The 20,651-nt window shown below is 37.2% G+C and carries 14 protein-coding genes; 10 read left to right on the forward strand and 4 right to left on the reverse strand.

The features are described from left to right. Positions 1 to 132 precede the first annotated feature (132 nt). Entirely contained in the window at positions 133 to 3,138 is a 3,006-nt protein-coding gene (locus tag FW781_RS04510) for a LamG-like jellyroll fold domain-containing protein (RefSeq protein ID WP_149386318.1), read from the reverse strand. Between the two features lie 247 nt (positions 3,139 to 3,385). Further along, positions 3,386 to 6,259 carry a glycosyl hydrolase gene (locus FW781_RS04515; protein ID WP_149386319.1) on the reverse strand — a complete coding sequence of 958 codons (2,874 nt, stop codon included), beginning with the start codon at positions 6,257 to 6,259 and terminating at the stop codon, positions 3,386 to 3,388. Between the two features lie 638 nt (positions 6,260 to 6,897). Between FW781_RS04515 and FW781_RS04520 the strand changes: the two genes are divergently transcribed. From FW781_RS04520 to FW781_RS04565, 10 genes are all read left to right on the forward strand, one after another. Beyond that, entirely contained in the window at positions 6,898 to 8,196 is a 1,299-nt protein-coding gene (locus tag FW781_RS04520) for an alpha/beta hydrolase family protein (RefSeq protein ID WP_149386320.1), read from the forward strand. 76 nt (positions 8,197 to 8,272) lie between these two features. Further along, positions 8,273 to 9,088, forward strand: a complete 816-nt coding sequence (locus FW781_RS04525; RefSeq protein ID WP_149386321.1) for a class I SAM-dependent methyltransferase — start codon at positions 8,273 to 8,275, stop codon at positions 9,086 to 9,088. A gap of 224 nt (positions 9,089 to 9,312) precedes the next feature. Next, entirely contained in the window at positions 9,313 to 9,945 is a 633-nt protein-coding gene (locus FW781_RS04530; RefSeq protein ID WP_149386322.1) for a TetR/AcrR family transcriptional regulator, read from the forward strand. 50 nt (positions 9,946 to 9,995) lie between these two features. Further along, positions 9,996 to 11,264 carry a TolC family protein gene (locus FW781_RS04535; RefSeq protein WP_149386323.1) on the forward strand — a complete coding sequence of 423 codons (1,269 nt, stop codon included), beginning with the start codon at positions 9,996 to 9,998 and terminating at the stop codon, positions 11,262 to 11,264. 19 nt (positions 11,265 to 11,283) lie between these two features. Next, complete coding sequence (locus tag FW781_RS04540) at positions 11,284 to 12,216, forward strand: HlyD family secretion protein (RefSeq protein WP_149386324.1); 933 nt, start codon at positions 11,284 to 11,286, stop codon at positions 12,214 to 12,216. Positions 12,217 to 12,227: 11 nt separating this feature from the next. After that, positions 12,228 to 13,169, forward strand: coding sequence for an ABC transporter ATP-binding protein (locus FW781_RS04545; RefSeq protein ID WP_149386325.1), 942 nt, complete (start codon positions 12,228 to 12,230; stop codon positions 13,167 to 13,169). Beyond that, a complete protein-coding gene (locus FW781_RS04550) occupies positions 13,159 to 13,902 on the forward strand; it encodes an ABC transporter ATP-binding protein (RefSeq protein ID WP_149386326.1) in 744 nt (247 codons plus the stop codon). The genes FW781_RS04545 and FW781_RS04550 overlap by 11 nt, the downstream gene beginning before the upstream one ends. A gap of 1 nt (position 13,903) precedes the next feature. Continuing rightward, a complete protein-coding gene (locus FW781_RS04555; protein ID WP_149386327.1) occupies positions 13,904 to 15,010 on the forward strand; it encodes an ABC transporter permease in 1,107 nt (368 codons plus the stop codon). Beyond that, a complete protein-coding gene (locus tag FW781_RS04560) occupies positions 15,007 to 16,131 on the forward strand; it encodes an ABC transporter permease (protein ID WP_149386328.1) in 1,125 nt (374 codons plus the stop codon). Before FW781_RS04555 ends, FW781_RS04560 begins: the two co-directional genes overlap by 4 nt. A gap of 16 nt (positions 16,132 to 16,147) precedes the next feature. Beyond that, positions 16,148 to 16,327, forward strand: a complete 180-nt coding sequence (locus FW781_RS04565; protein WP_149386329.1) for a hypothetical protein — start codon at positions 16,148 to 16,150, stop codon at positions 16,325 to 16,327. 268 nt (positions 16,328 to 16,595) lie between these two features. Here FW781_RS04565 and FW781_RS04570 read toward each other — a convergent pair whose 3' ends face one another. Together FW781_RS04570 and FW781_RS04575 are read right to left on the reverse strand one after the other, a co-directional pair. Further along, positions 16,596 to 17,462 carry a CPBP family intramembrane glutamic endopeptidase gene (locus FW781_RS04570; RefSeq protein ID WP_149386330.1) on the reverse strand — a complete coding sequence of 289 codons (867 nt, stop codon included), beginning with the start codon at positions 17,460 to 17,462 and terminating at the stop codon, positions 16,596 to 16,598. 597 nt (positions 17,463 to 18,059) lie between these two features. Next, positions 18,060 to 20,651, reverse strand: coding sequence for a pyocin knob domain-containing protein (locus tag FW781_RS04575; RefSeq protein ID WP_149386331.1), 2,592 nt, complete (start codon positions 20,649 to 20,651; stop codon positions 18,060 to 18,062).

Here is a 20,651-nt window from a genome sequence, read left to right on the forward strand (position 1 = left end):
CAAATTTTAAATCTAACAGACTGATTTATAAAAATACTTGAAACACCATTTACAATCAAGAAAAATCCTTTCAAAATAATTTGAAAGGACTTCTTTTTGAATATGAATGAAATTAAACTTTGATAATCCCTTTTATTTAATGATGATTTTAAAATTACTATTTAAATCTTCTCCTGAAACATTGAGCATATAATTTCCTGAGACTTTTTTGTCTGCAATATTTAATGTAAAGACTCCGCTTCCATCAGCATTAATCTTTTCTTTGACAACGATTTTTCCTGTCAGATCAATAATTGTTGCTGTTAAACTGGATTTTTTATATTCGGGAAGCTTAATGAAAATCTGGTCTTTTGCAGGATTCGGATATACTGTTCCCACATTTTTGCTGATGCTGAACTCATCATTACTCAACACAGCCTGATTATACAAAGTATATATTTCTGTTGGAGATAAAGCATAATTGTACAATTTAAGTTCATCAAATGCACCTTTATAAGGAGCAGGCGCATTGGCGGTTGATAAAAACTCAAGCTCACCGATATTCCCAATGATCAGATCACTTGCTTCACCAATCCCTGTAACAGAAGTTTCGTCTCCTTCAGTCATTAAAGCGCCATTGGTATAAATTCTCATTTTATGTGCTGCAATATCTCTCTGAATCACAACATGTACCCAGTCACCGGTAAAATAATTGGCAATAGGTGATGTGATTTCTTTTTTCGTAACATCATCATCAATAGCATATCGCAGCTGACCTCCTTTGATTTCTATATTAAATCGTTTCCCTGTAGCTCCTGTTGCCGTATTTTTAGTGAAAGAACCTTTACATAATACATAAAGACTTGTAGACGAAGACGATGGTATCATGCTGGCTGGCGCTTTCATCCAAAAAGAAACAGTAAACGAATGATTATCAAATAAAATATGATTCTGATGAGGAATACTGGCAATGTACATGTTATTAGATGAAGTTGCCAGATCAAGGGCATTGTTTTCTTTTCCCGGTACTCTTACATTGGCATTGTCATAAGCTGTATTTAATACTCCATGATTGGCAAAAGACGTTATGTCTGCAATTTGCTCACCAGCGAAAGGAGCTTCTGCAAACGGCCAGTTGCCGACAATACCGGGAGCCAATGCACGGAAACTCCATACATCTCCCACAGCAGTACCAAGAGCATTGGACGCATCAATTCTCCAATAGTAATTTATTGCCGGGTTTAAATTATTAAGCTGATATGATGGTGCTGCAGAATAAGGCACAGTTGCAACAGGGTTTAAATTTGAAAGATCTGTTCCAAAATAAACAGTATACGTTGTTGTATTTGGACTCCCATTCCATTTTAAAAGCAGATTTCCGCCGTTCAGCTCAACGTTATTATTACCAGTTCCGGGAACCGGGTTATTTGCTTTTGTAGGAGCTGAGGGGATGGGAGGTGTGGTTACTGATGTATTTGATGTGTAAACTGAAGATTCTGACGCATTTGTTGCTTTCACTCTGTAATAATATTGAGTATCAGGCGTTAAACCGGTTTCATTAAAACTTGTCGCATTCGCCCCCAATGTTGCAATGACCGTAAAGTTAGTCCCATCGGTAGAACGTTCTACAATATAATGAGTTTCATTCGCAGCATTATCATTCCAATTAACGGTGAAGGAACTTGAAGGTGAAGTCCCTGTAGTTGTGACTGCATTGGTAAAATTCACATTTGTTGGCGGAATAATGAAATCCGGAGGAGCTGTATTGGGTAAACTATTGATATAAACCTCAATATTCAGATAGGGAGCATATGTTGTGCTTACTGCCAAAGCATCAAAGACATTTGGATTCAGTCCATTGGCTGTTTCCCATGTATCAGGCATTCCGTCATTGTCCGTATCCAGAGGAGCCGGCGCACCATAAACATGTCCTGCACCACCGTTAGTAAAGCCAAATTGAGCTGTTAAATCAGTTTGTACATAAACATACGTAGCTGTTGTACCTTTCGACATTAAATCTGAAATCATTAAACCATCTACCTGATCGCGTCTTGGATATGATGCTCCCACACTTGTAACAATTTTATTGTATGCCTCCTGAGCGGTTAAGACCGGGTTTTTCATCGGATAATCATACGGAGCAGCCATTATGGCGGCCGGATCTCCTACAGGGTATCCCACTAAGCTTTGAGGAACTGCAGCCCCGTCTAATACTCCATTTTTATTATTGTCAAAATAATTTCCGGAACCATATAAATTGAAATTAGCATTTCCTACGCTAAAAGGAGTGGTAACTGTACTGCTTGTATTGGGGCCTCCGATAAAATAATTGTTGATGATATTGGCAAAAGAGCTTCCTGCCGAATCTCCTCCCATGATATAGGCTTCCCCGGATTGGGTATGACCGTAAGTATTTCCATAATTACCCCAGTTGTAAACTACATTATTGACAAACTCATTGATTCCTTTTATTTTATTATTACGGGTTTTATTACAGATATATAAATTTCCGATCAAGCTGATCTTTCCTCCCGGCGGAGGCTGCATTAACCCTCCCGCAGAATGATTATGACGATGCATTCCTTGTCCGATAATAGAATTCTGAATCGTTATATTATCGGGACTTGTACCGTTGTTATCCCAGTTAACCGAGAATACTTCATCTGTACCCCAGGTAAAAGTCATATGATCTAAAATGATATTTGCTCCGTTGGCTATTCCTGATGCATCCTGATTTTGAGATGTTCCGCCATACCGGATACGAAGATATCTGGCAATTGTGTTATTGGCCCCTGTAAATGATACTCTGGGTCCCAAAAATACAATCCCTTCTCCGGGAGCAGTTTGTCCGGCAATTGTGGTGTTAGCCGCCACAGCAACAATCGATTGGAGGTTAACAATACCTCCCACTTTAAATATAACAAACCGACCCGGCTGACTTACCGCATCACGGAATGAACCCGGGCCGCTGTCATTTAAATTGGTAACCAGGTAAATCTGAGGATTTGCGGCTCCTCTAGCTCCTGCAGTATATCTTCCAAAACCGGTTGCTTCCGGAAATGCCAATGTCTGAGCACTCAAATCAACAGCAGATAATGCTAATCCGCAAAACAATAAAGATTTAAGAGCCGGCTTAAACAGTAAAGATTTATTTTTCATAAATATTAATTTTGTATTAACTAATCTATCCACAAAACCAATATTGAGCATCCTGCTCCGTCCTGTTGAACTATATATCAGGCAATTACAAAATTTCGATAAAAAAAACAATATGTAAAGTATAAAGGTTCACTACAAAATGACCTTAAATGTATGGGGTAAAGCTGATTGGTTAGTTAAAATATAAGGTAACTATATAAACAAAGCTTCAGAAAAATCTGAAGCTTTGTTTATTAGTAATATATTATTAATAAATCGTTACCGGGCCTACCAATCCTATAGATTGTAATGGTTGATCTTTCCTTTTCAGATTCGTCCAGTATTGGGCTACCACATTATCCTTAAGGGTTTTCATATAATTGACCATCACTGTAACTACTTTAATTTCAATTTCATTTATTCCATCACGAAGCAAACCGTCTATCGGATAAATTCTCCGTCCGAACCATTTTGTTCCTACATCAATTCCATTAATCCGTACTTCACAGATTCCATAAACACTTCCCAGATTCAGATGATGTACCGTTTTCTTATCAGTCACCTGAAATATATTGCGGTAAATTACCGTTCCGGCAAAATGGGCATATGCAGATAGTTCTTTAAGATCAGTCAGTTGATCCAGCTCCTCTTTTGTAACCGCTCCATCATAGTTTCTGAATTCAACATCCCATTTACCATTGATCTCTTTTGAATTATTTCCGGTCACGGGATTTTCTTTCCAGACATTTCCTTTTTTATTTCGGTCAAAAACAATCAACTTAGAATCTGCCGGACCTAAATTGATATGCAGATGCCCATCCGGAAGTTCCAGTTTAAACCGTTTACCCATTACTACATCCCATAACCAGGCCTGTCTGTGTTTGATCACATTTTTATCAAATGCAATATCAAGCGAGGCACTGTGCTTACTGCTGGAATTATTAAATAGGAAAAGTTCGGCTTCATCAGCCTGATAACGTACCTGAGTGATGAATGTTTTGGGTATCCGGATTTTCACATAAGGCTGAATACTATATTTTTCCTGAACCGCCTTATACCAACCCAGAAAATCAGCTGCCGGCTTATTTAAGAGAATAAACCGGTCAGGATAAGTTTGCATTTTTCTGATCCAGTCCTGTACTTCCAGATCTCTTTTCTGATAATTATTCCAACCTGTAGAACGATCCGGGACAGCTTCAATGCAGAAGATTCTTCCGCCATTCTCTACAAATTCATGCAATTTTGCAGCTGTGACTGTATCCAAGCTATGCACTTCAATCAAAAACAAGGTATGGTACTTTCTTTTTCCATAAGTAAGAAAGCCTTTCTTTATATCCGAATCATTAATTACACGTTCAGAAATATAATCACAGGCATTTCCGTTCTGATGAATAGATTCCCATATTAAAGCCTGGTAAACAGGCGAAACGATAGTTGGGAAAGGCTCATTCTGCGCACCATATTCCGACCATTGATCTGCAAAGGGTGCTAAGAGGGCAATGTCTGCAAACATTGTCGCTTGCTGTAACAGGGCAGACAATCTTGCCCGATAATCCGTATAATGCTTAAAATACGGCCACATTGTATTTTTTTCATTAAAATATCCGCCATAGGTAATCCAACCGGGAAAAGCTGCCTCAGGAGGGGAATAATTAAATCCGTGAAACACGGGGTGGGTAACTCCAGATATGGTACTTTGGTCTCCTGCTATTTTCAGAATCTCCAGTGCTTCATTAAAGACCATATCTGTATTGGTCAATTCTTCAGAACTAATCAGTTTTTTATTCTTTAAATGGGCGGCTGAGGAAACCAGTTTATTGATCATGGTGTTGCCTCTGCCCAAATGCCATGGATACTGCATAAATTTTTCTTCGCTGATATCTTCCCCTATTCCATATTTCAGCCAGGTCTCACATTCGGGAATATCCAGCTCAAAGCTTCCCTCCAGAGGAAAATAACCACGTCCATATGCCTGTGCTCTTGATTTTATCTTATTATCTTTACACCACTGTGCAAAAGTATGTACAAATCTTTCCTCAAATATTTCAGCCTTGGTCAGTTCAAAATCATAACGCATACGGTCTGTCATTTTTTTGAAGTCTGCTCCCATTTTTACAGGATAAAGGATGTTGGCTCCGGTAGTGTTTCCCATACTGCCGATTTTAAAAAGGACAAAGGGCAGATAGGGATACAGATCATACCCCCGCCGCTTTTTAAACTCACTCATCATATCACTGCTCCAATTGGTTCCCTCTGTTTCCAGGCTATCAATGAAGAAAGATCTGATTTTCGGTGCAAGCGGTCCTATTTTTTGCTGAATGGTATCACTCATCCTGTTGAGGTATTTTTTTACAGCAGCAGTATCATAGTGATTCAACACCGGGCCCATGCCACCCGGAGCACCCTGGATTACACTCATAAAGCCTTTCACTTTCACCAATCCGTAAACTGCATAATCACCTTTAGGTACCGAAATTTTGATCACTCCATTTTTAATCTGATCTGACAGATTGATTACTTCGTCCATATGATTTAACGGATCCGGCACAAGTTTTACCTCCAGTATTTCCATCGTTCTTCCACTATATGGATTGGTAATGGCTGGGTCAGCCTCTTTAAGAAGATCAAAAAGGGAAAATTCCGTTTTAAGTGGCCCTTTCAGTTTTTTTACAGCCGAAACCACAATCTGCGAACGTTCTTCCCCTTCCAGAAACTCACCACCTATAGGGAATCCGGTACCAACAAGCAGATCGCAGGTCATATCCAGTGATTTTGCTTCTTCAAGGGTAAACTTCAACAATTCGATCCATTCATCACTTAACCATTCTACACCCGGCTTATTCATATCATCGGTACGTAAAGGAAATGATATAGAGTTTATCTCCACACCTCCTATCCCTGCATCTTTTAAGATCCTGAGTTCGCGTGCTAATTCTGCTTTTTCTATTTTATTACCATTCCACCACCACCGAACAAACGGGCGGTAATGATTCGCCGGATCTCTGAAGATTTCAAACAGTGATTGTTGTTGTGATAAGTTTCCATCTGCAAGCATTCCACGCATATAAGATGGCAACGCATTCATTAATATTAAACCGGGCACTGTTGTTGAACACTGTTTCAAAAAGTCTCTTCTTTTCATGAATGGTTGAGATTGCAATAATTATTTAAGCCAAATTTAATAGATTTGTTAATAATATTACTGTTTGTAAGAAAATAATCTGAGACAGATTTTCGGTTTATAAAAACATGAAAAAAAAGCACAGACTGAAACAACTTACAGGTGTTTTCCTTAAGAACAAATCAAATATCATAACCTAACCAAGATATTCCGAAAGCAATGGTATTTTATATTCAGTCTATTTCATAAAAATATTCTTCCGAAAATACAGCACACTAAGAAAAATTAAATTATCACAATACAACCTCCGTTCGCAAAGATAATCTGTCCGGCAATCAACCAGCCATCTGAAAGAAATTACATGGATAATCCTAAGTGCAGATCTGTAAATTGTTCCGTTTTTACCTAAATAAGTTTTGCTGCTCAATTTCAGTATTTTTTTATTTTCGACAATACTTTTGCTAATCATAGGAGGATGTACTTAGCATATCACAAGCCTCAATTTAGAAAGAAGAGGGAGTAAGGGATATGTAGAAAAAGTTGGTTATCAATATTTTTAAAGATAATGTAACTAATTAATCATCATCTTTGTCTTTCATATATAAGCTTTATCTAAAGATATACAAACGAGCAACATACAAATATAAAATTATACAAATATGAAACCTTTATATATAATCCTTTCGCTTTTAACAGTACAAATTGTGGACAGCCAAACACCGCAAGGTCATTATAAAGGTTCTTTAACACGGAACGGGTCTGTTCAGTTAATTTCATTTGATTTTAATACTAATAAACCAACTTACGATATACCGGAAATTGGTTATATGGATGTGGCAACAGAAAAAATATCGCAGAATAAGGATACTTTGAGTATAAAGATATTCTATGGCGATTTCTATTGTTTTTTAGATCCTAAAACAGGAGATCTAACCGGGGTAAGCAGGAATACAAAACCTGAGATGAGAATCCACCTGAAAAAAACAGTGGCAAAAGAAAAAAGCTTTACAGAAGAAGAAATCAAATTTTCTAATGCAGATATCTCGCTTGCAGGCGTTTTGTATAAACCAAAAAAATCTGATAAGCCTGCTCCTTATGTTATTTTGGTACATCGCTCCGGGTGGGAGGACAGAGATACTCCCTGGTATCATTCCCTGGCTTATATTCTGGCGAGCAAGGGAATAGGTGTTTTGCTTTATGATAAACGTGGCACCGGTAAATCAACAGGTAATTTTTCATTGGCTGATTTTAATGACTTTTCAGAAGATGCAGCTTCCGCCTTTAATTATCTTAAAGCGAGAAATGATCTGGATTATGCCAAAATAGGTTTCTTAGGCGCAAGCCAGGGCGGATGGGTTGTACCATTAGCTGCCAATAAAGTCTCCGATTGCGGCTTTGCTGTTTTAATTGTAGGTCCCGCAGTTTCTCTCTACGAACAGGATATTAACCGGGTTCAGTATACCCTGACTGAGGAAGGATACTCAAAAGAATCCATTAATTCTGCTCTTCATTATTCTGGACTTTTTTTTAAATATATTCAGAGCAATACTGTAAAAGACTGGGAAGCCCTTAAGAAATATGCCTCTGAAATAAAAGACGAAAAATGGGTTGATCAACTAGACATCCCTCAATCGCAAACCGGGGACGATGTCTTATGGTGGAGAAAAAACAAGTATGATCCTAAAGAAGCTTTAAGTACAATAAAATGCCCTGTATTAAGTATTTTCGGGGACAAAGATGTATTGGTTCCACCCGCTGAGAACAAAAACAAAATGGAAACGTATTTGACAAAGGCAGGCGTGAAACACAAGATCATTACCATAAAAGATTGTGGGCACGACATGATCACACAAGGTAAGATGAATGGTGCAGAAGAAAACTGGCCCTACACCTATTGGCAATGGCAGAAACAGCCAGAAGAATTTGTCAGTTCAATTTTTGAATTTATAAATAAATAAAAATACAGCAGGCCCTACTTATATAGGTGGTTTTCACCATCGCTGTTTTTCGACCTGTAATTAAAACCGACTTTTTATGAGTGATATACCAAATTCTTCTTTTAATTGTTCCGATGACGAAGCGCATCATTACGATCATTTTCTTGGCCCTCTTTACTTTGAACCCTGGGGCATAGAGGTTGCAGGGCGCATTGACCCAGCGACAGTTTCTGTTGCATTAGAGATAGCTGCGGGAACAGGCCGAGTTACACGGCATATCAGGAAGAAAATCATGCCCTCGGCAAAGCTCATCGCTTCGGATATTAACGCTGACATGTTAGCTGAAGCAAAAAAGAAATTGGCCCACCTTGATATTGGATGGCAGATTATAGATGCACAAGATCTTCCATTCGATGATAATAGTATTGACTTAGTGGTATGTTGCTTCGGATATATGTTTGTTCCGGATAAGCATAAAGCATTTAGTGAAGTCTATCGTGTTTTAAAGCCAGGCGGGACGTTCATCTTTACTACGTGGGATAAATTGGAATATAACAAAGTGTCTTATGTCTCAAGATTGGTAGCTGAAAAATATCTGAAAAATCCTTTGCCTGAATCATACAACCTCGCTGTGTCTATGAGTGATAAAGCTATCATAAGGGGCCAGTTAGAAAATGTAGGATTTTCAAAAATACTTAATGAAACTATAGAGCAGTTTTCGATTTGCCCAACCGCAAAGGAAACTGCGGCAGGCCTCGTTGAAGGTGGGTTTGTTTTTAAAGAGATCAGACAGCATTATCCAGAATGGATGGATGAGGTAAAAATAGAGCTAGAAAAAAAACTTTCAGAAAAATACGGTGCCGAACCAATGATTGCGCCCATGAGCGCAATAATCAACCAGGCATGGAAATAATAAGCAGCAGCCTTAGGTTACCCATCCTGATTTGAACATCACAAAAAAATAATCTTTTCACGTTCAAAAAAGCAATTTCCACTGGGTTTTGAAATACAGCTTAAAATAACATTTTCATAATCCATTATAAAATTGGATAATAAAAAAAATTAATCAAATGATTAAATCAATTTGTTAAATTAAAAATAAGTTTATAAATTTGAATTAAAATTGCAGCAGAAAAAATGGCTAAAAATAAAGAATCGGAAAAAAAAGATATTTCTACAGAAGAAAAAATAAAAGAAGCAGCAAGAAAGGTTTTTTATAAAAAAGGCTTTGCAGCTACCCGTACAAGAGATATTGCCGAAGAAGCGGAAATCAACCTGGCCCTACTAAACTATTATTTCAGGTCCAAACAGAAATTATTCGAAATCATTATGATCGAAACATTGTCCGGTTTTGTCAAAAATATGGTAGTAGTTTTGAATGATAAAAAAACAGATCTGGAAGACAAAATTTCAGAAATCGTATCAAGATATATTGACCTGATAATAATAGAACCGGAAATTCCGACCTTTATTGTTACGGAGATACGCAGCAATCCAAATGCATTATTAAACAAACTTCCTATCCGAGAAATAATGATGAATTCAGTTTTTTTCAAGCAACACCAAAAAGCAGTAAAGGAGGGAAAAATAAAAGAACCAAACCCGCTCCATTTTCTAATGAATTTAATGGGAATGATCATCTTTCCTTTTATTGCAAAACCTTTATTGATGGGAGGAAGTGATATAAATTTAGCGGCTTTTAATCAGCTGATGCAAGAACGCAAAAAATTAATTCCGGTTTGGATTAAAGCAATGATGCAGGCGGAATAATTTTTTTTGACCATAAATTAATCAAATGATTAAATCATAAAAACAAAACAATGATTAACAAAATAATTTTATTTCTTTTTGTGCTGACAGCCATTATGAATACAAATGGACAAGTCTTAACGATTGAAGAATGTTATCAGTTGGCAAAGGCAAATTATCCTGCCATCAAAAAGCTTGATCTCATATCCAAAACAAGCAAATTTGATATTCAGAATGCCAATAAAAAATTTCTCCCGCAGATTAATTTTTCGGGACAGGCAACTTATCAGTCGCAAACAGTAAGTTTTTCTGATGCACTTTCTTCTTTACCGGCAGGAATTTCGCTGCCATCAATCAGTAAGGATCAATATAAGATTCAGGGTGAAGTCAGTCAGCTTTTATATGATGGTGACAATACAAAAAATCAGAAAGAGTTGATAAAAGTCAATGCTGAACTGCAGGAACAAAATCTTGAAGCTAGTTTATACTCATTAAACAGTAGAATCAACACCATCTTTTTCTCTATTTTATTAATGGATGCTCAGTTGAAACAAAACGAGCTCAATAAAGCAAACTATCAAACCCAAGTACAGAAAACAGAAGCTGCGCTCGCTAACGGAGTCGCTTACCGAAGTAATCTGGATGAACTGAAAGCAGAAGTTTTGAGTATTGAAATGGCGGGTACAGAATACAAAGCCAACCGCACCGCTTATCTCAAAATGCTATCTTTATTTATTGGTAGAGAATTAAATGATTCAACAGAATTACAAACACCAACATCGGAAGTAATTGGACGACAAATCAACAGACCGGAACTGAAAGCTTTTGACCTTCAGAAATCTATTTACGACGTTCAGCAAAAACAATTGAGATCTGATTTTCTGCCACAAGTCAGTGCTTTTTTTCAAGGGGCATACGGAAGACCTACTTTAAATATTATTGAAAACAAATTCGGACCTTGGTTTATAACCGGCGTCAGATTTACCTGGTCACTGAATAGTCTTTATACCAATTCCAATAAAAGAGAGATCCTGAATATGAACCGACAAACTGCAGATGCTGACAAAGAAACATTTTTATTTAATTCAAAACTTGATCTGGCACAGCAGGACGAACAGGTTACAAAATACACAAAATTAATGCAGCAGGATAATGAAGCGATTATATTGAGGACTTCCGTTACACAATCTGCCAATGCTCAATTACAAAACGGAGTCATAACAATTCATGAATATATCCAGAAAGTCAATGCAGAACATCTTGCGAGACAAACAAAAATTCTTCATGAGATTCAATTGTTACAGGCACAATACAATCAGAAATTTATCTCAGGTAATTAACAACGATAAAAGAAACAAAATGAAAAAAACAATAGGCCTTTTAACCCTAATTTTATTACTCACAGCTTGCGAAAAAAAAGATGAATTTGATGCATCTGGTAATTTTGAAGCCGACGAAGTCATTGTTTCCGCACAACAGAATGGCGAACTTACCTCTTACACTATTCAGGAGGGCCAGCAATTGAAAGCCGGCGTAAAGGTAGGTCAGCTGGATGTGCGTTCTGTGGAACTGCAGAAAGAGCAGGTGGAAGCCAGTATTGCAATTTTAAAAGAAAAAACTGTCAATCCAAGTGATCAGTCAGAGTTGGTTCGTCGTCAACTGGCTGTACAAAAATCACAACTTACCCAACAGCTTCGAGAACGAACAAGAACAGAAAATCTGGTAAAAGCAGATGCTGCAACACGAAAGCAACTGGACGACATCAACGCCGCAATCGATCAGCTGAAAAAGCAAATCGCAGTAACCCAACAACAGCTTACACTCAATACCTATAATACCAATACCCAGAACAAAAATATTTTGAGCGAGAAAAGTCCGTTGGAAAAAAATGCGGAACAGATCCAGGAGCAGATCAACAAAGGACAGATCATCAATCCGATCATGGGAACTGTTTTGGTAAATTATGCTTTACAGGGCGAGATGCAGGTTATCGGAAAACCACTTTATAAAATTGCAAATACTTCTACTCTTGACCTGCGTGCTTATATCACTGGAGCTCAATTATCACAAATTAAATTGAATCAACAGGTGAAAATACGAATTGATAAAGGCGAAAAAGATTATAAAGAATATAGAGGAACAATCATCTGGATTTCCAGCAAATCCGAATTCTCGCCAAAAACTATTCAGACAAAAGACGAAAGGGCGAACCTGGTGTATGCCATAAAAGTCAGAGTAAAAAATGACAGCTATTTAAAAATAGGAATGTATGGCGAAGTTTTATTTAATTAATAATGAATGATATGAATTCTGTCGTTGTAAAAAACATCACTAAAACTTATGGCAAAGTAAAAGCGGTCGACGATGTTTCTTTTGAAGTAAAGAAAGGAGAATTATTTGGTTTAATTGGGCCTGATGGGTCCGGCAAAACCTCAATTTTCCGTATCCTCACCACTCTGCTTCTTGCTGACGGCGGAACGGCTACTGTTGAAGGACACGACGTCATTAAAGATTATCAGGTGATCCGCAACAGAGTTGGTTACATGCCTGGAAAATTTTCTTTATACCAGGATTTGACTGTTCAGGAAAACTTACACTTTTTTGCAACTATTTTCGGAACAACGATTCAGAAAAATTATGATCTGATAAAAGATATTTACGATCAGATTAAACCATTCAGTGATCGCCGTGCCGGAAAACTGTCTGGTGGAATGAAGCAGAAACTGGCTTTATGCTGTGCTTTGATTCACAAGCCTGATGTATTGTTTCTAGACGAGCCAACAACTGGTGTAGATGTCGTTTCCCGTAAGGAATTCTGGGAAATGCTCAATAAACTGAAACAGCAGAACATCACAATTGTAGTTTCTACACCTTATATGGATGAAGCTAAATTATGTGACAGAATTGCATTGATTCAAAACGGTAAAATTATGTCAATTGATGACCCGGCAGAGATTGTACAAAATTTCCCTAAACAATTATTTGCTGTGAAAGCCAAAGACATTTATAAATTATTAAAGGATTTACGCTCAGATTCTGAGGTGGAAAGCTGTTATGCATTCGGAGAATTTATGCATGTAACACTTAGTTCAAATGATAATGAAGAAGATAGGGTCAAAAAGATTGCAGAAAAATATCATCCGGAAGATTTAGAAATAAAAAAAATCACACCAAATATTGAGGATGTTTTTATTCGTTTAATGCAAGAACAAAACCAATTAACAGAAACAGCCGATGGAAAGTAAAGCAATCATTTGTAAAGATCTGACGAAGCAGTTTGGCGATTTCAAAGCCGTCGATAAAATTACTTTTGACGTCAATCAAGGCGAAATATTTGGATTTTTAGGAGCAAACGGAGCAGGAAAAACAACGGCGATGAGAATTCTTTGCGGGCTATCCTATCCTACTTCCGGGGAAGCAACTGTTGCAGGTTTCAATGTTTACAAACAGCAGGAACAGATCAAAAAAAATATTGGTTATATGAGTCAGAAATTTTCTTTGTACGATAATCTTTCTATCTTGGAAAATATCGAATTCTATGGCGGAGTGTATGGTGTTTCGCGTTCTGAGATCAAAAAAAGAAGCAGTGAACTTATAACCACTTTAGGTTTGGAAAATGAAGCTAAAAAAATGGTAGGCTCGCTTCCTCTGGGCTGGAAACAAAAGCTAGCTTTTTCAGTTGCTATTTTTCATCGACCAAAAATTGTTTTTCTGGATGAGCCGACAGGCGGTGTAGATCCGGTTACCAGACGTCAGTTTTGGGATATGATTTATGAAGCCTCGGCAAGCGGAATTACCGTTTTTGTAACCACGCATTATATGGATGAAGCGGAATATTGCAACCGGATCAGCATCATGGTCGATGGTCGTGTAGAAGCAATGGATACCCCTACGAATTTAAAGAAACAATTCAATACCCATTCGATGGATGAAGTGTTTTATCAATTAGCAAGAGGAGCAAAACGTCAATCTGATTAAAATGAAACAATTACTCGCATTTATCCGTAAAGAATTTTATCACGTTTTTCGGGACAGAAGAACGCTATTGATCTTGTTTGGACTTCCGATTGTACAGATCGTGCTTTTTGGTTTTGCCTTAAGCAGTGAAGTTAAAAATATCGGGATTGCGATTCAGGATAATTCCGGTGATGTTAATTCCGAGCAAATTATAGCCAAGATACAATCAAGCACTTACTTTAAAGTTGAAAAACCGGTTTTCAATTATAAAGATATTGAAAACCGTTTCAAGGAAGGGACCATCAAATGTGTTGTTATTTTTCCGGCGCAGTTTGGAGAAAATCTTTACCGTACAGATGGTGCAAAAATTCAGATCATTGCAGATGGTTCCGATCCGAATACAGCAACCATCGTGACCAATTATTTAACATCGATCATCAATAATTATCAACAGCAGCTTAATCCAAATACGAAACTTTCCTACCAAATTGTGCCTGAATTACGACAACTTTATAATGAAGAACAAAATGGTTCGCTTAATTTTATTCCGGGTGTCATTGCCTTGATATTTATGATTGTAAGTACTGCCTTAACGTCCGTTGCAGTTGTCCGTGAAAAGGAATTGGGAACAATGGAAATTCTTTTGGTCTCTCCTTTTAAACCGATCATGGTATTGATTGCGAAGGCAATTCCCTATTTGGTTTTATCGCTTATAGATTTCATTATTATTCTTTTACTTTCAGTTTTTCTTCTGGATGTGGAAATCAAAGGAAGTTTACTTTTGCTTTTTGCGGAAAGTATTTTATTCATCATCACCTGTCTTTCACTGGGGCTTCTGATTTCAAATATTACTGATTCTCAACAGACTGCAATGCTGTTATCAATGATGGGTATGATGCTTCCTACCATGCTTCTGACAGGTTTTATGTTTCCATTGGAAAATATGCCGTGGATTTTTCGGATAATTTCCCATATCATTCCGTCGCGATATTATTATGCGATTGTAAAGGCAGTGATGCTGAAAGGATTAGGTTTCAGTTATATCTGGAAAGAAACGTTAATATTGATAGGAATGTCTGCAGTTTTGCTGACTATTTCTTTGAAAAAATTTAAAATCAGATTATCGTGAAAACATTGAGCTTTATTTTACAGAAGGAATTCCGTCAGATTTTTCGGGATAAAATTATTCTTGCAATGATGTTCATAATGCCAATTATTCAATTGATCATCATGCCATTTGCCGCCAATTTTGAGGTTAAAAATATCAATATTGCCTATGTAGATCACGATCACAGTTTATATTCCCAGCAATTGATTAACAAGATTGCTTCTTCAGGATATTTTATCATTGCAGGAAGTCCCGATTCTTACAAAAACGGAGTGAAAATGATTGAAGATGGAGACGCTGATCTGGTATTGGAAATTCCTTCCGGTTTTGAAAAAAATCTTGCTCGGGAAGGCAGTCAGAAAATTAATCTCTCTGTTGATGCCATCAATGGTACAAAATCTTCACTTGGAGGCGGTTATCTGGTTTCTGTGATTGCAGATTTTAACAGCAGTCTGGATATTAATTTCAAAACCGTTAAAAGCCTGGCAACGAGCTCTAAAGCCACAATTTCTGTTGAATCATCCAATTGGTACAATCCCCGTGCTGAGTACAAATATTATATGGTTCCGGGTATATTAGTTTTATTGCTTACGCTGATCGGAGGTTTTATTACCGCATTAAATATTGTTAAAGAAAAAGAAATTGGCACCATTGAACAGATCAATGTAACGCCTATTAAAAAATGGCAGTTTATTCTGGGGAAATTGATTCCATTCTGGATTGTCGGAATCATAGTCTTCACTGTAGGATTGATTGTAATGTATGTCATTTATGGGATTTTCCCACAAGGAAGTATTTTGGTTTTATATCTGTTTGCCGGTGTTTATCTTGTTGCATTATTAGGCTTGGGCTTATTGATCTCAACCTTTGCTGATACGCAGCTTCAAGCAATGTTCATTGCATTTTTCTTTATGATGATCTTTATGCTGATGAGCGGATTCTTTACCAGTACCGACAGTATGCCGAATTGGGCAAGAACAATTTCAAATTTTACCCCAGTCACTCATTTTATAAGCGTTGTAAGATTAATCGTCTTGAAAGGCAGTGGATTTCAGCAAGTAAAAACAGAATTTCTCTGGCTGATTGGTTTTGCATTTTTATTGAATGGACTAGCCATTTTCAATTACCGAAAAACAAGTTAATTGTAATATTAAAATAATGAAAGTAATACTAATTGCCAATTTATCAGCGAATGGACAGGTTTTATTAGTGGAAAATCCTGTTCACGAAACACCTCAGGAAGCTTTGGGTATTTCGTACAACAGGCCATTCTTAAAGGAAACCTCATCATCTGAAGAAAAACCGTCGAAGCGTTTCGATAATTTCCGGGTGGTTTAAAAGCTGATTTTCCCGAGATTGAAATCGTAATAGTTTCTGCTTCAATTGCAGATGTGGAAGGTTTCAACATCGTAAAAGAACTAAAAGAAGCTTTAAAATATCTATCAGGAAAAGGGTTTCAGGAAATAATAATCGGCAGGGGTGCCGGAATTTATAATTCATTTTTGGAAAAAGATTTTTAACCGATATTTATTTCAATTATATTCCTTTAATCATAGATGATCGTGGAATTATCGGAACGGATCATCTTGCTCTTAAGTTGTTTTTACTAATCTGCGACCTGTTCAAGTTCCTTTCGTCTGCTCCAGAAATATATAGCAAACAGTATGGTAATGATAGGTACAACTGCTCCAAATTCATCAATATACCACGGAGACCGGATATTTCCCTCAGTAATAGGCGTAAAAAAACTCTGAATAAATAGATTATGACTTGCGTGCAATAGTACGCCTGTCCACAAACTTCCTGATTTCATTCTATACCAGGTATAAATAAAACTGGCAGCTGTAATGGAAACGGTGAAACAAATCAAGCCATACCAGGCTGGTGTCCCATTGTTATAATTCCCAAATATCAGTAAAGGATAATGCCAAATACCCCAGATGAGGCCCGATGTCAGTGATACTCCTGTATATCCCATTTTTTTAGCCAGTTCAGGCACTAAAAGTCCTCTCCAGCCAATCTCTTCTCCAAGTGCAGTCGAGATACTTGCAAACATGCCTATAACAGCATTCATCACAAAAAATATAATAATAAACAACCAATGAGGAAGAGCATCCCAACCAAATTCATGTGCCGTACTGGTAACAAATGTGTTATTGTAGAAATCTCCCCAACCTGCTGACCAAATGATAAGGTAAGCCACTAAAGAATAAAATAATGGGATTAAATAACTTTCCAATAGATATTTTGGCTTACCCAAACCCCAGGCCAGATCAGTTATTTTACGGCCTGTAAGCTTTAATGTGACAAGCGTTGCCAATGCCGGACACCACATAATACCATAACCGAACATCCTGCCCGCAATTCGCCCGGCATTGGGAGCATTTAAACTCAGTATCCAAACGACTAAACTAAATAGTAATGTAAAAATCAGATAAAGTAGAACTGTATTTTGCGTTCTTTTCAATTGCATGTGCTATACTTTTGAAGGCAAATTTCCAGAAAAAAAAGCAAATTAAAACTCATTGAAAAGGTCAATAGTTTGGCGATTTAGCTCAAATTAAAACAAAGTGAAAAGATTGAGTTGATCTGGAAATCCTTGCCCCATTTTGCTGTTGACTTAATTACAGTTATCAATCCAAAATATCACCTGAACAACTGAAGAAATCACAAAACTGGACAAGTTAAGTTCATACTTTAGGCTATCCGCAATACGGTTAAAGGATATAAGTAGCATAAAAAACTATTAATCAGACACATACAACAACACCTTTTCAATATCAGCAATAAAAGTATTTGAATAGTTGCCTGTCAAGTCCACAAAAAAATATCGTCACTTTAAACAAGTGGCGATATTTTTTATTCGTTAATAGCTCTTTATATGTTTCAATTTAGGAAACAAAAAATGTTATTCAAGCAATTTATACCAGATCTGATATTTGCCGCTCTTACGGTAATACAACACAAACCCACAATCACAAGACTTTCATCCTCTGACTGTGGGATTGGCTTTATCTTACATAATAAGAAGTTTTTAATCTATATTCCGTAGAATAATTATTATATTTTCTTACCAGATAAACTTACAGCTCTGTTCCTGTTCTGCAATTATTCTTCGTGATTTTGTCACATACAACCTAAGGAAACAATTTGGGCTGATATTATATATTCTTTTGCCGTATACATCAACTCCCATGGTACCTCCATTGTCAAAGTTATAAATAACGATCTGCTGTTTCGGATAGATTTCTTTGAAATTGACCACCATTTTAATCTGTTCTCCAATAACATGGATAAGCCTGTTTCTATCATCTATGCTAAGATTGCTGGAAGAGAATTCATATTCATGCGGATCTAATCTAACGGCATAATTCTTAGGATCAGATTGATCATTAACAATTTCATCTCTGAGACTCGATGTTCTGCCATTAGGAATAAACATTGTATCCGGGTTTTCATCCTCAGATTTAAAATTTTCACTGGCTTTTACAGACCCTTCTACAGTTAACTTATCACCCCCATTTGCCTCTCTTCCCATTCCGAAGTGACTCAACTCCGTATGAAAATTTAAACCTCCAAACCCATTATATTCAGAACCATAAGAATAATATTCGTTTCGTTTCGTAGCTAACAATCTTTTCTGATGAATATCTACAATACCTGACTCAGCACTATTCAGGTGGTTATCTGAAATTACTAAACCTGATCCGGTATTTACTGTAAAGTCCGAATTTAGCTGTAATCCGTACTGAGCCATATAATTCCATTGCTGAATATTTGTTTCAGTAAAATCTGCCTCTGTCCAGAATTTATACCATGGTGTCGTCCAGCTTCCATCAATCCCTTTTCTTATTTTCAGCATGGGAACGCCGGAACCATTGATCCCATTCTGATTGGCAAATGCCAACTGATAGGACGAATCCCCTGTAGAAGCAGTAGTACCATCCCAGGGAGCATAGGTCATGATCCCTGCATAATTTCCAGACGCTCCCAAGCCGGCACTGTTAGATTTAGCAAAATCAAATCTTACTCTTTTAGGCGTAGAATTGGGTGCAATATCATCTGCATTTCTTGATCCGTCTCTTGATGTTACAAAATAATTTGTAAGACTGACAGAATTGTTACCGCTAATGGTTAATTGTTGCCCGTTTTCATTTTCAGGAGTAGCACTTAATGCAATCTGGTTCTTGTTTACAGCATGGTTTCCTAACGTTCCGTTTGGAATCACAGGACTGTTGGTAAATGTTTTTGTATCACTTATTGTTTCAACTCCATTTTTTCCAACAAATAAATTTAAAGATTCATTTTTTGTATAATAATTAGATAAGGTAGCATTCGAAAGATATCCTGCATTGGCATGATTTCCCCAATTAAATGCGGTATTCCAGTTGTTTATATTTGCTGCAGAAAAATCATTTGAATCCCAATCTTTTGTCCAGGGATACCAGGTTCCACTGAAATAGTATCTCCTGTACACATCATTGTTATTAGCATAGGTAGTATATTCCTGAACTATATGTGTTGATGTATAATAAACTCTTAATTGACCTGCTAAACCTATAGGATAATTATTTGCAGAAGTTGCATTTGCATTTCCTGTCTGAACCCACCATCCTGTAGAAGTAATGCTATTTAAATCTACTGTAGGACCTAATATACCCTTGTAAAGAAAACCTGTATTGTATGCTGATATCCAATCAGAAGAAGTTCCGTCATTTAGTGTTGTAATTCTACCTGTATTATTAATTTTTACAACCTCAGTTAATGTCGGAATTTCCCCATTTGTACCCGTAGCACTCCCATAATTAAATGAAAAATTTTTATGGTTATTCACTGTAAGTCCCCATGAACTTAATGATCCTCTTGGCTGAGTAAAATCAGTGCCATTAAATTGTAAATTTTGTCCTAACCACACCCCATAACCATGGGTCGTATTCGCCAGATTAGTATGGAAAATAGTTGACCCCGCTGCCGTTTGACTGCCAAATAACAGATTATAGGCATCTACAAACTGAGTGTTATTAGCATTGATCACTACCTGACCTGCACTTGTTGAATCTCCCTGAGGTCTCAAATAAACGATTCCTGAAGTTCCATCTCCTGAAATTAATGTAAATGCGGAACCTGTTCTGATTCTGTTTACTCCCTGTCTTTGAACCTGAAGTTCACCCGCCGTACTGTTTATAGTTCCTGCTACCCCTATATTTCCGGATGTATAGCTATTTCCGGAAACATGAAGCCTATACCCATCCAGTGGTAATGATGATCCATTTAATCCAATTCCTACCCTCTGATCTGATGTCCAAAGCAGTGCCTTAGTAGCATTGTAAGTTGTTGCACCGAAATAACCATACGACATTTTTACTGTCCCATCCGCCTCTACAGCTCCAAACCACGCAACAGTATCCACTACGCCATTAGAACCTGCTAACTGTAAAATATCTCTTGAAAATCCGGTTGCTGCCGTTACCGCAGATAAATCTTTTCTTATTGTACTACCACTGGAATGATTCAATGTAAGGGCACCGCTCATCGTGTCTCCTGATTTATTAACATAAGCATTGTTATCCAGGGAACCATCCGCTTTTAAAAACTGGGCAGCAGTGCCGCCCGTTACTTTATAGCCTTTTGAGGTGTTATAATATGCGTATTTTACATCCAT

The sequence above is a fragment of the Chryseobacterium panacisoli genome (assembly GCF_008274625.1).
Lineage (GTDB): Bacteria > Bacteroidota > Bacteroidia > Flavobacteriales > Weeksellaceae > Chryseobacterium > Chryseobacterium panacisoli.

Excerpts from the sequence above, each read along its gene's own strand:
- FW781_RS04535 (WP_149386323.1), top strand. The coding sequence starts at position 9,996 with ATGATTAACAAAATAATTTTATTTCTTTTTGTGCTGACAGCCATTATG.
- FW781_RS04555 (WP_149386327.1), top strand. The coding sequence starts at position 13,904 with ATGAAACAATTACTCGCATTTATCCGTAAAGAATTTTATCACGTTTTT.
- FW781_RS04570 (WP_149386330.1), bottom strand. The coding sequence starts at position 17,462 with ATGCAATTGAAAAGAACGCAAAATACAGTTCTACTTTATCTGATTTTT.
- FW781_RS04520 (WP_149386320.1), top strand. The coding sequence starts at position 6,898 with ATGAAACCTTTATATATAATCCTTTCGCTTTTAACAGTACAAATTGTG.
- FW781_RS04565 (WP_149386329.1), top strand. The coding sequence starts at position 16,148 with ATGAAAGTAATACTAATTGCCAATTTATCAGCGAATGGACAGGTTTTA.
- FW781_RS04545 (WP_149386325.1), top strand. The coding sequence starts at position 12,228 with ATGAATTCTGTCGTTGTAAAAAACATCACTAAAACTTATGGCAAAGTA.
- FW781_RS04525 (WP_149386321.1), top strand. The coding sequence starts at position 8,273 with ATGAGTGATATACCAAATTCTTCTTTTAATTGTTCCGATGACGAAGCG.
- FW781_RS04530 (WP_149386322.1), top strand. The coding sequence starts at position 9,313 with ATGGCTAAAAATAAAGAATCGGAAAAAAAAGATATTTCTACAGAAGAA.
- FW781_RS04550 (WP_149386326.1), top strand. The coding sequence starts at position 13,159 with ATGGAAAGTAAAGCAATCATTTGTAAAGATCTGACGAAGCAGTTTGGC.
- FW781_RS04510 (WP_149386318.1), bottom strand. The coding sequence starts at position 3,138 with ATGAAAAATAAATCTTTACTGTTTAAGCCGGCTCTTAAATCTTTATTG.
- FW781_RS04540 (WP_149386324.1), top strand. The coding sequence starts at position 11,284 with ATGAAAAAAACAATAGGCCTTTTAACCCTAATTTTATTACTCACAGCT.
- FW781_RS04515 (WP_149386319.1), bottom strand. The coding sequence starts at position 6,259 with ATGAAAAGAAGAGACTTTTTGAAACAGTGTTCAACAACAGTGCCCGGT.
- FW781_RS04575 (WP_149386331.1), bottom strand. The coding sequence starts at position 20,651 with ATGGATGTAAAATACGCATATTATAACACCTCAAAAGGCTATAAAGTA.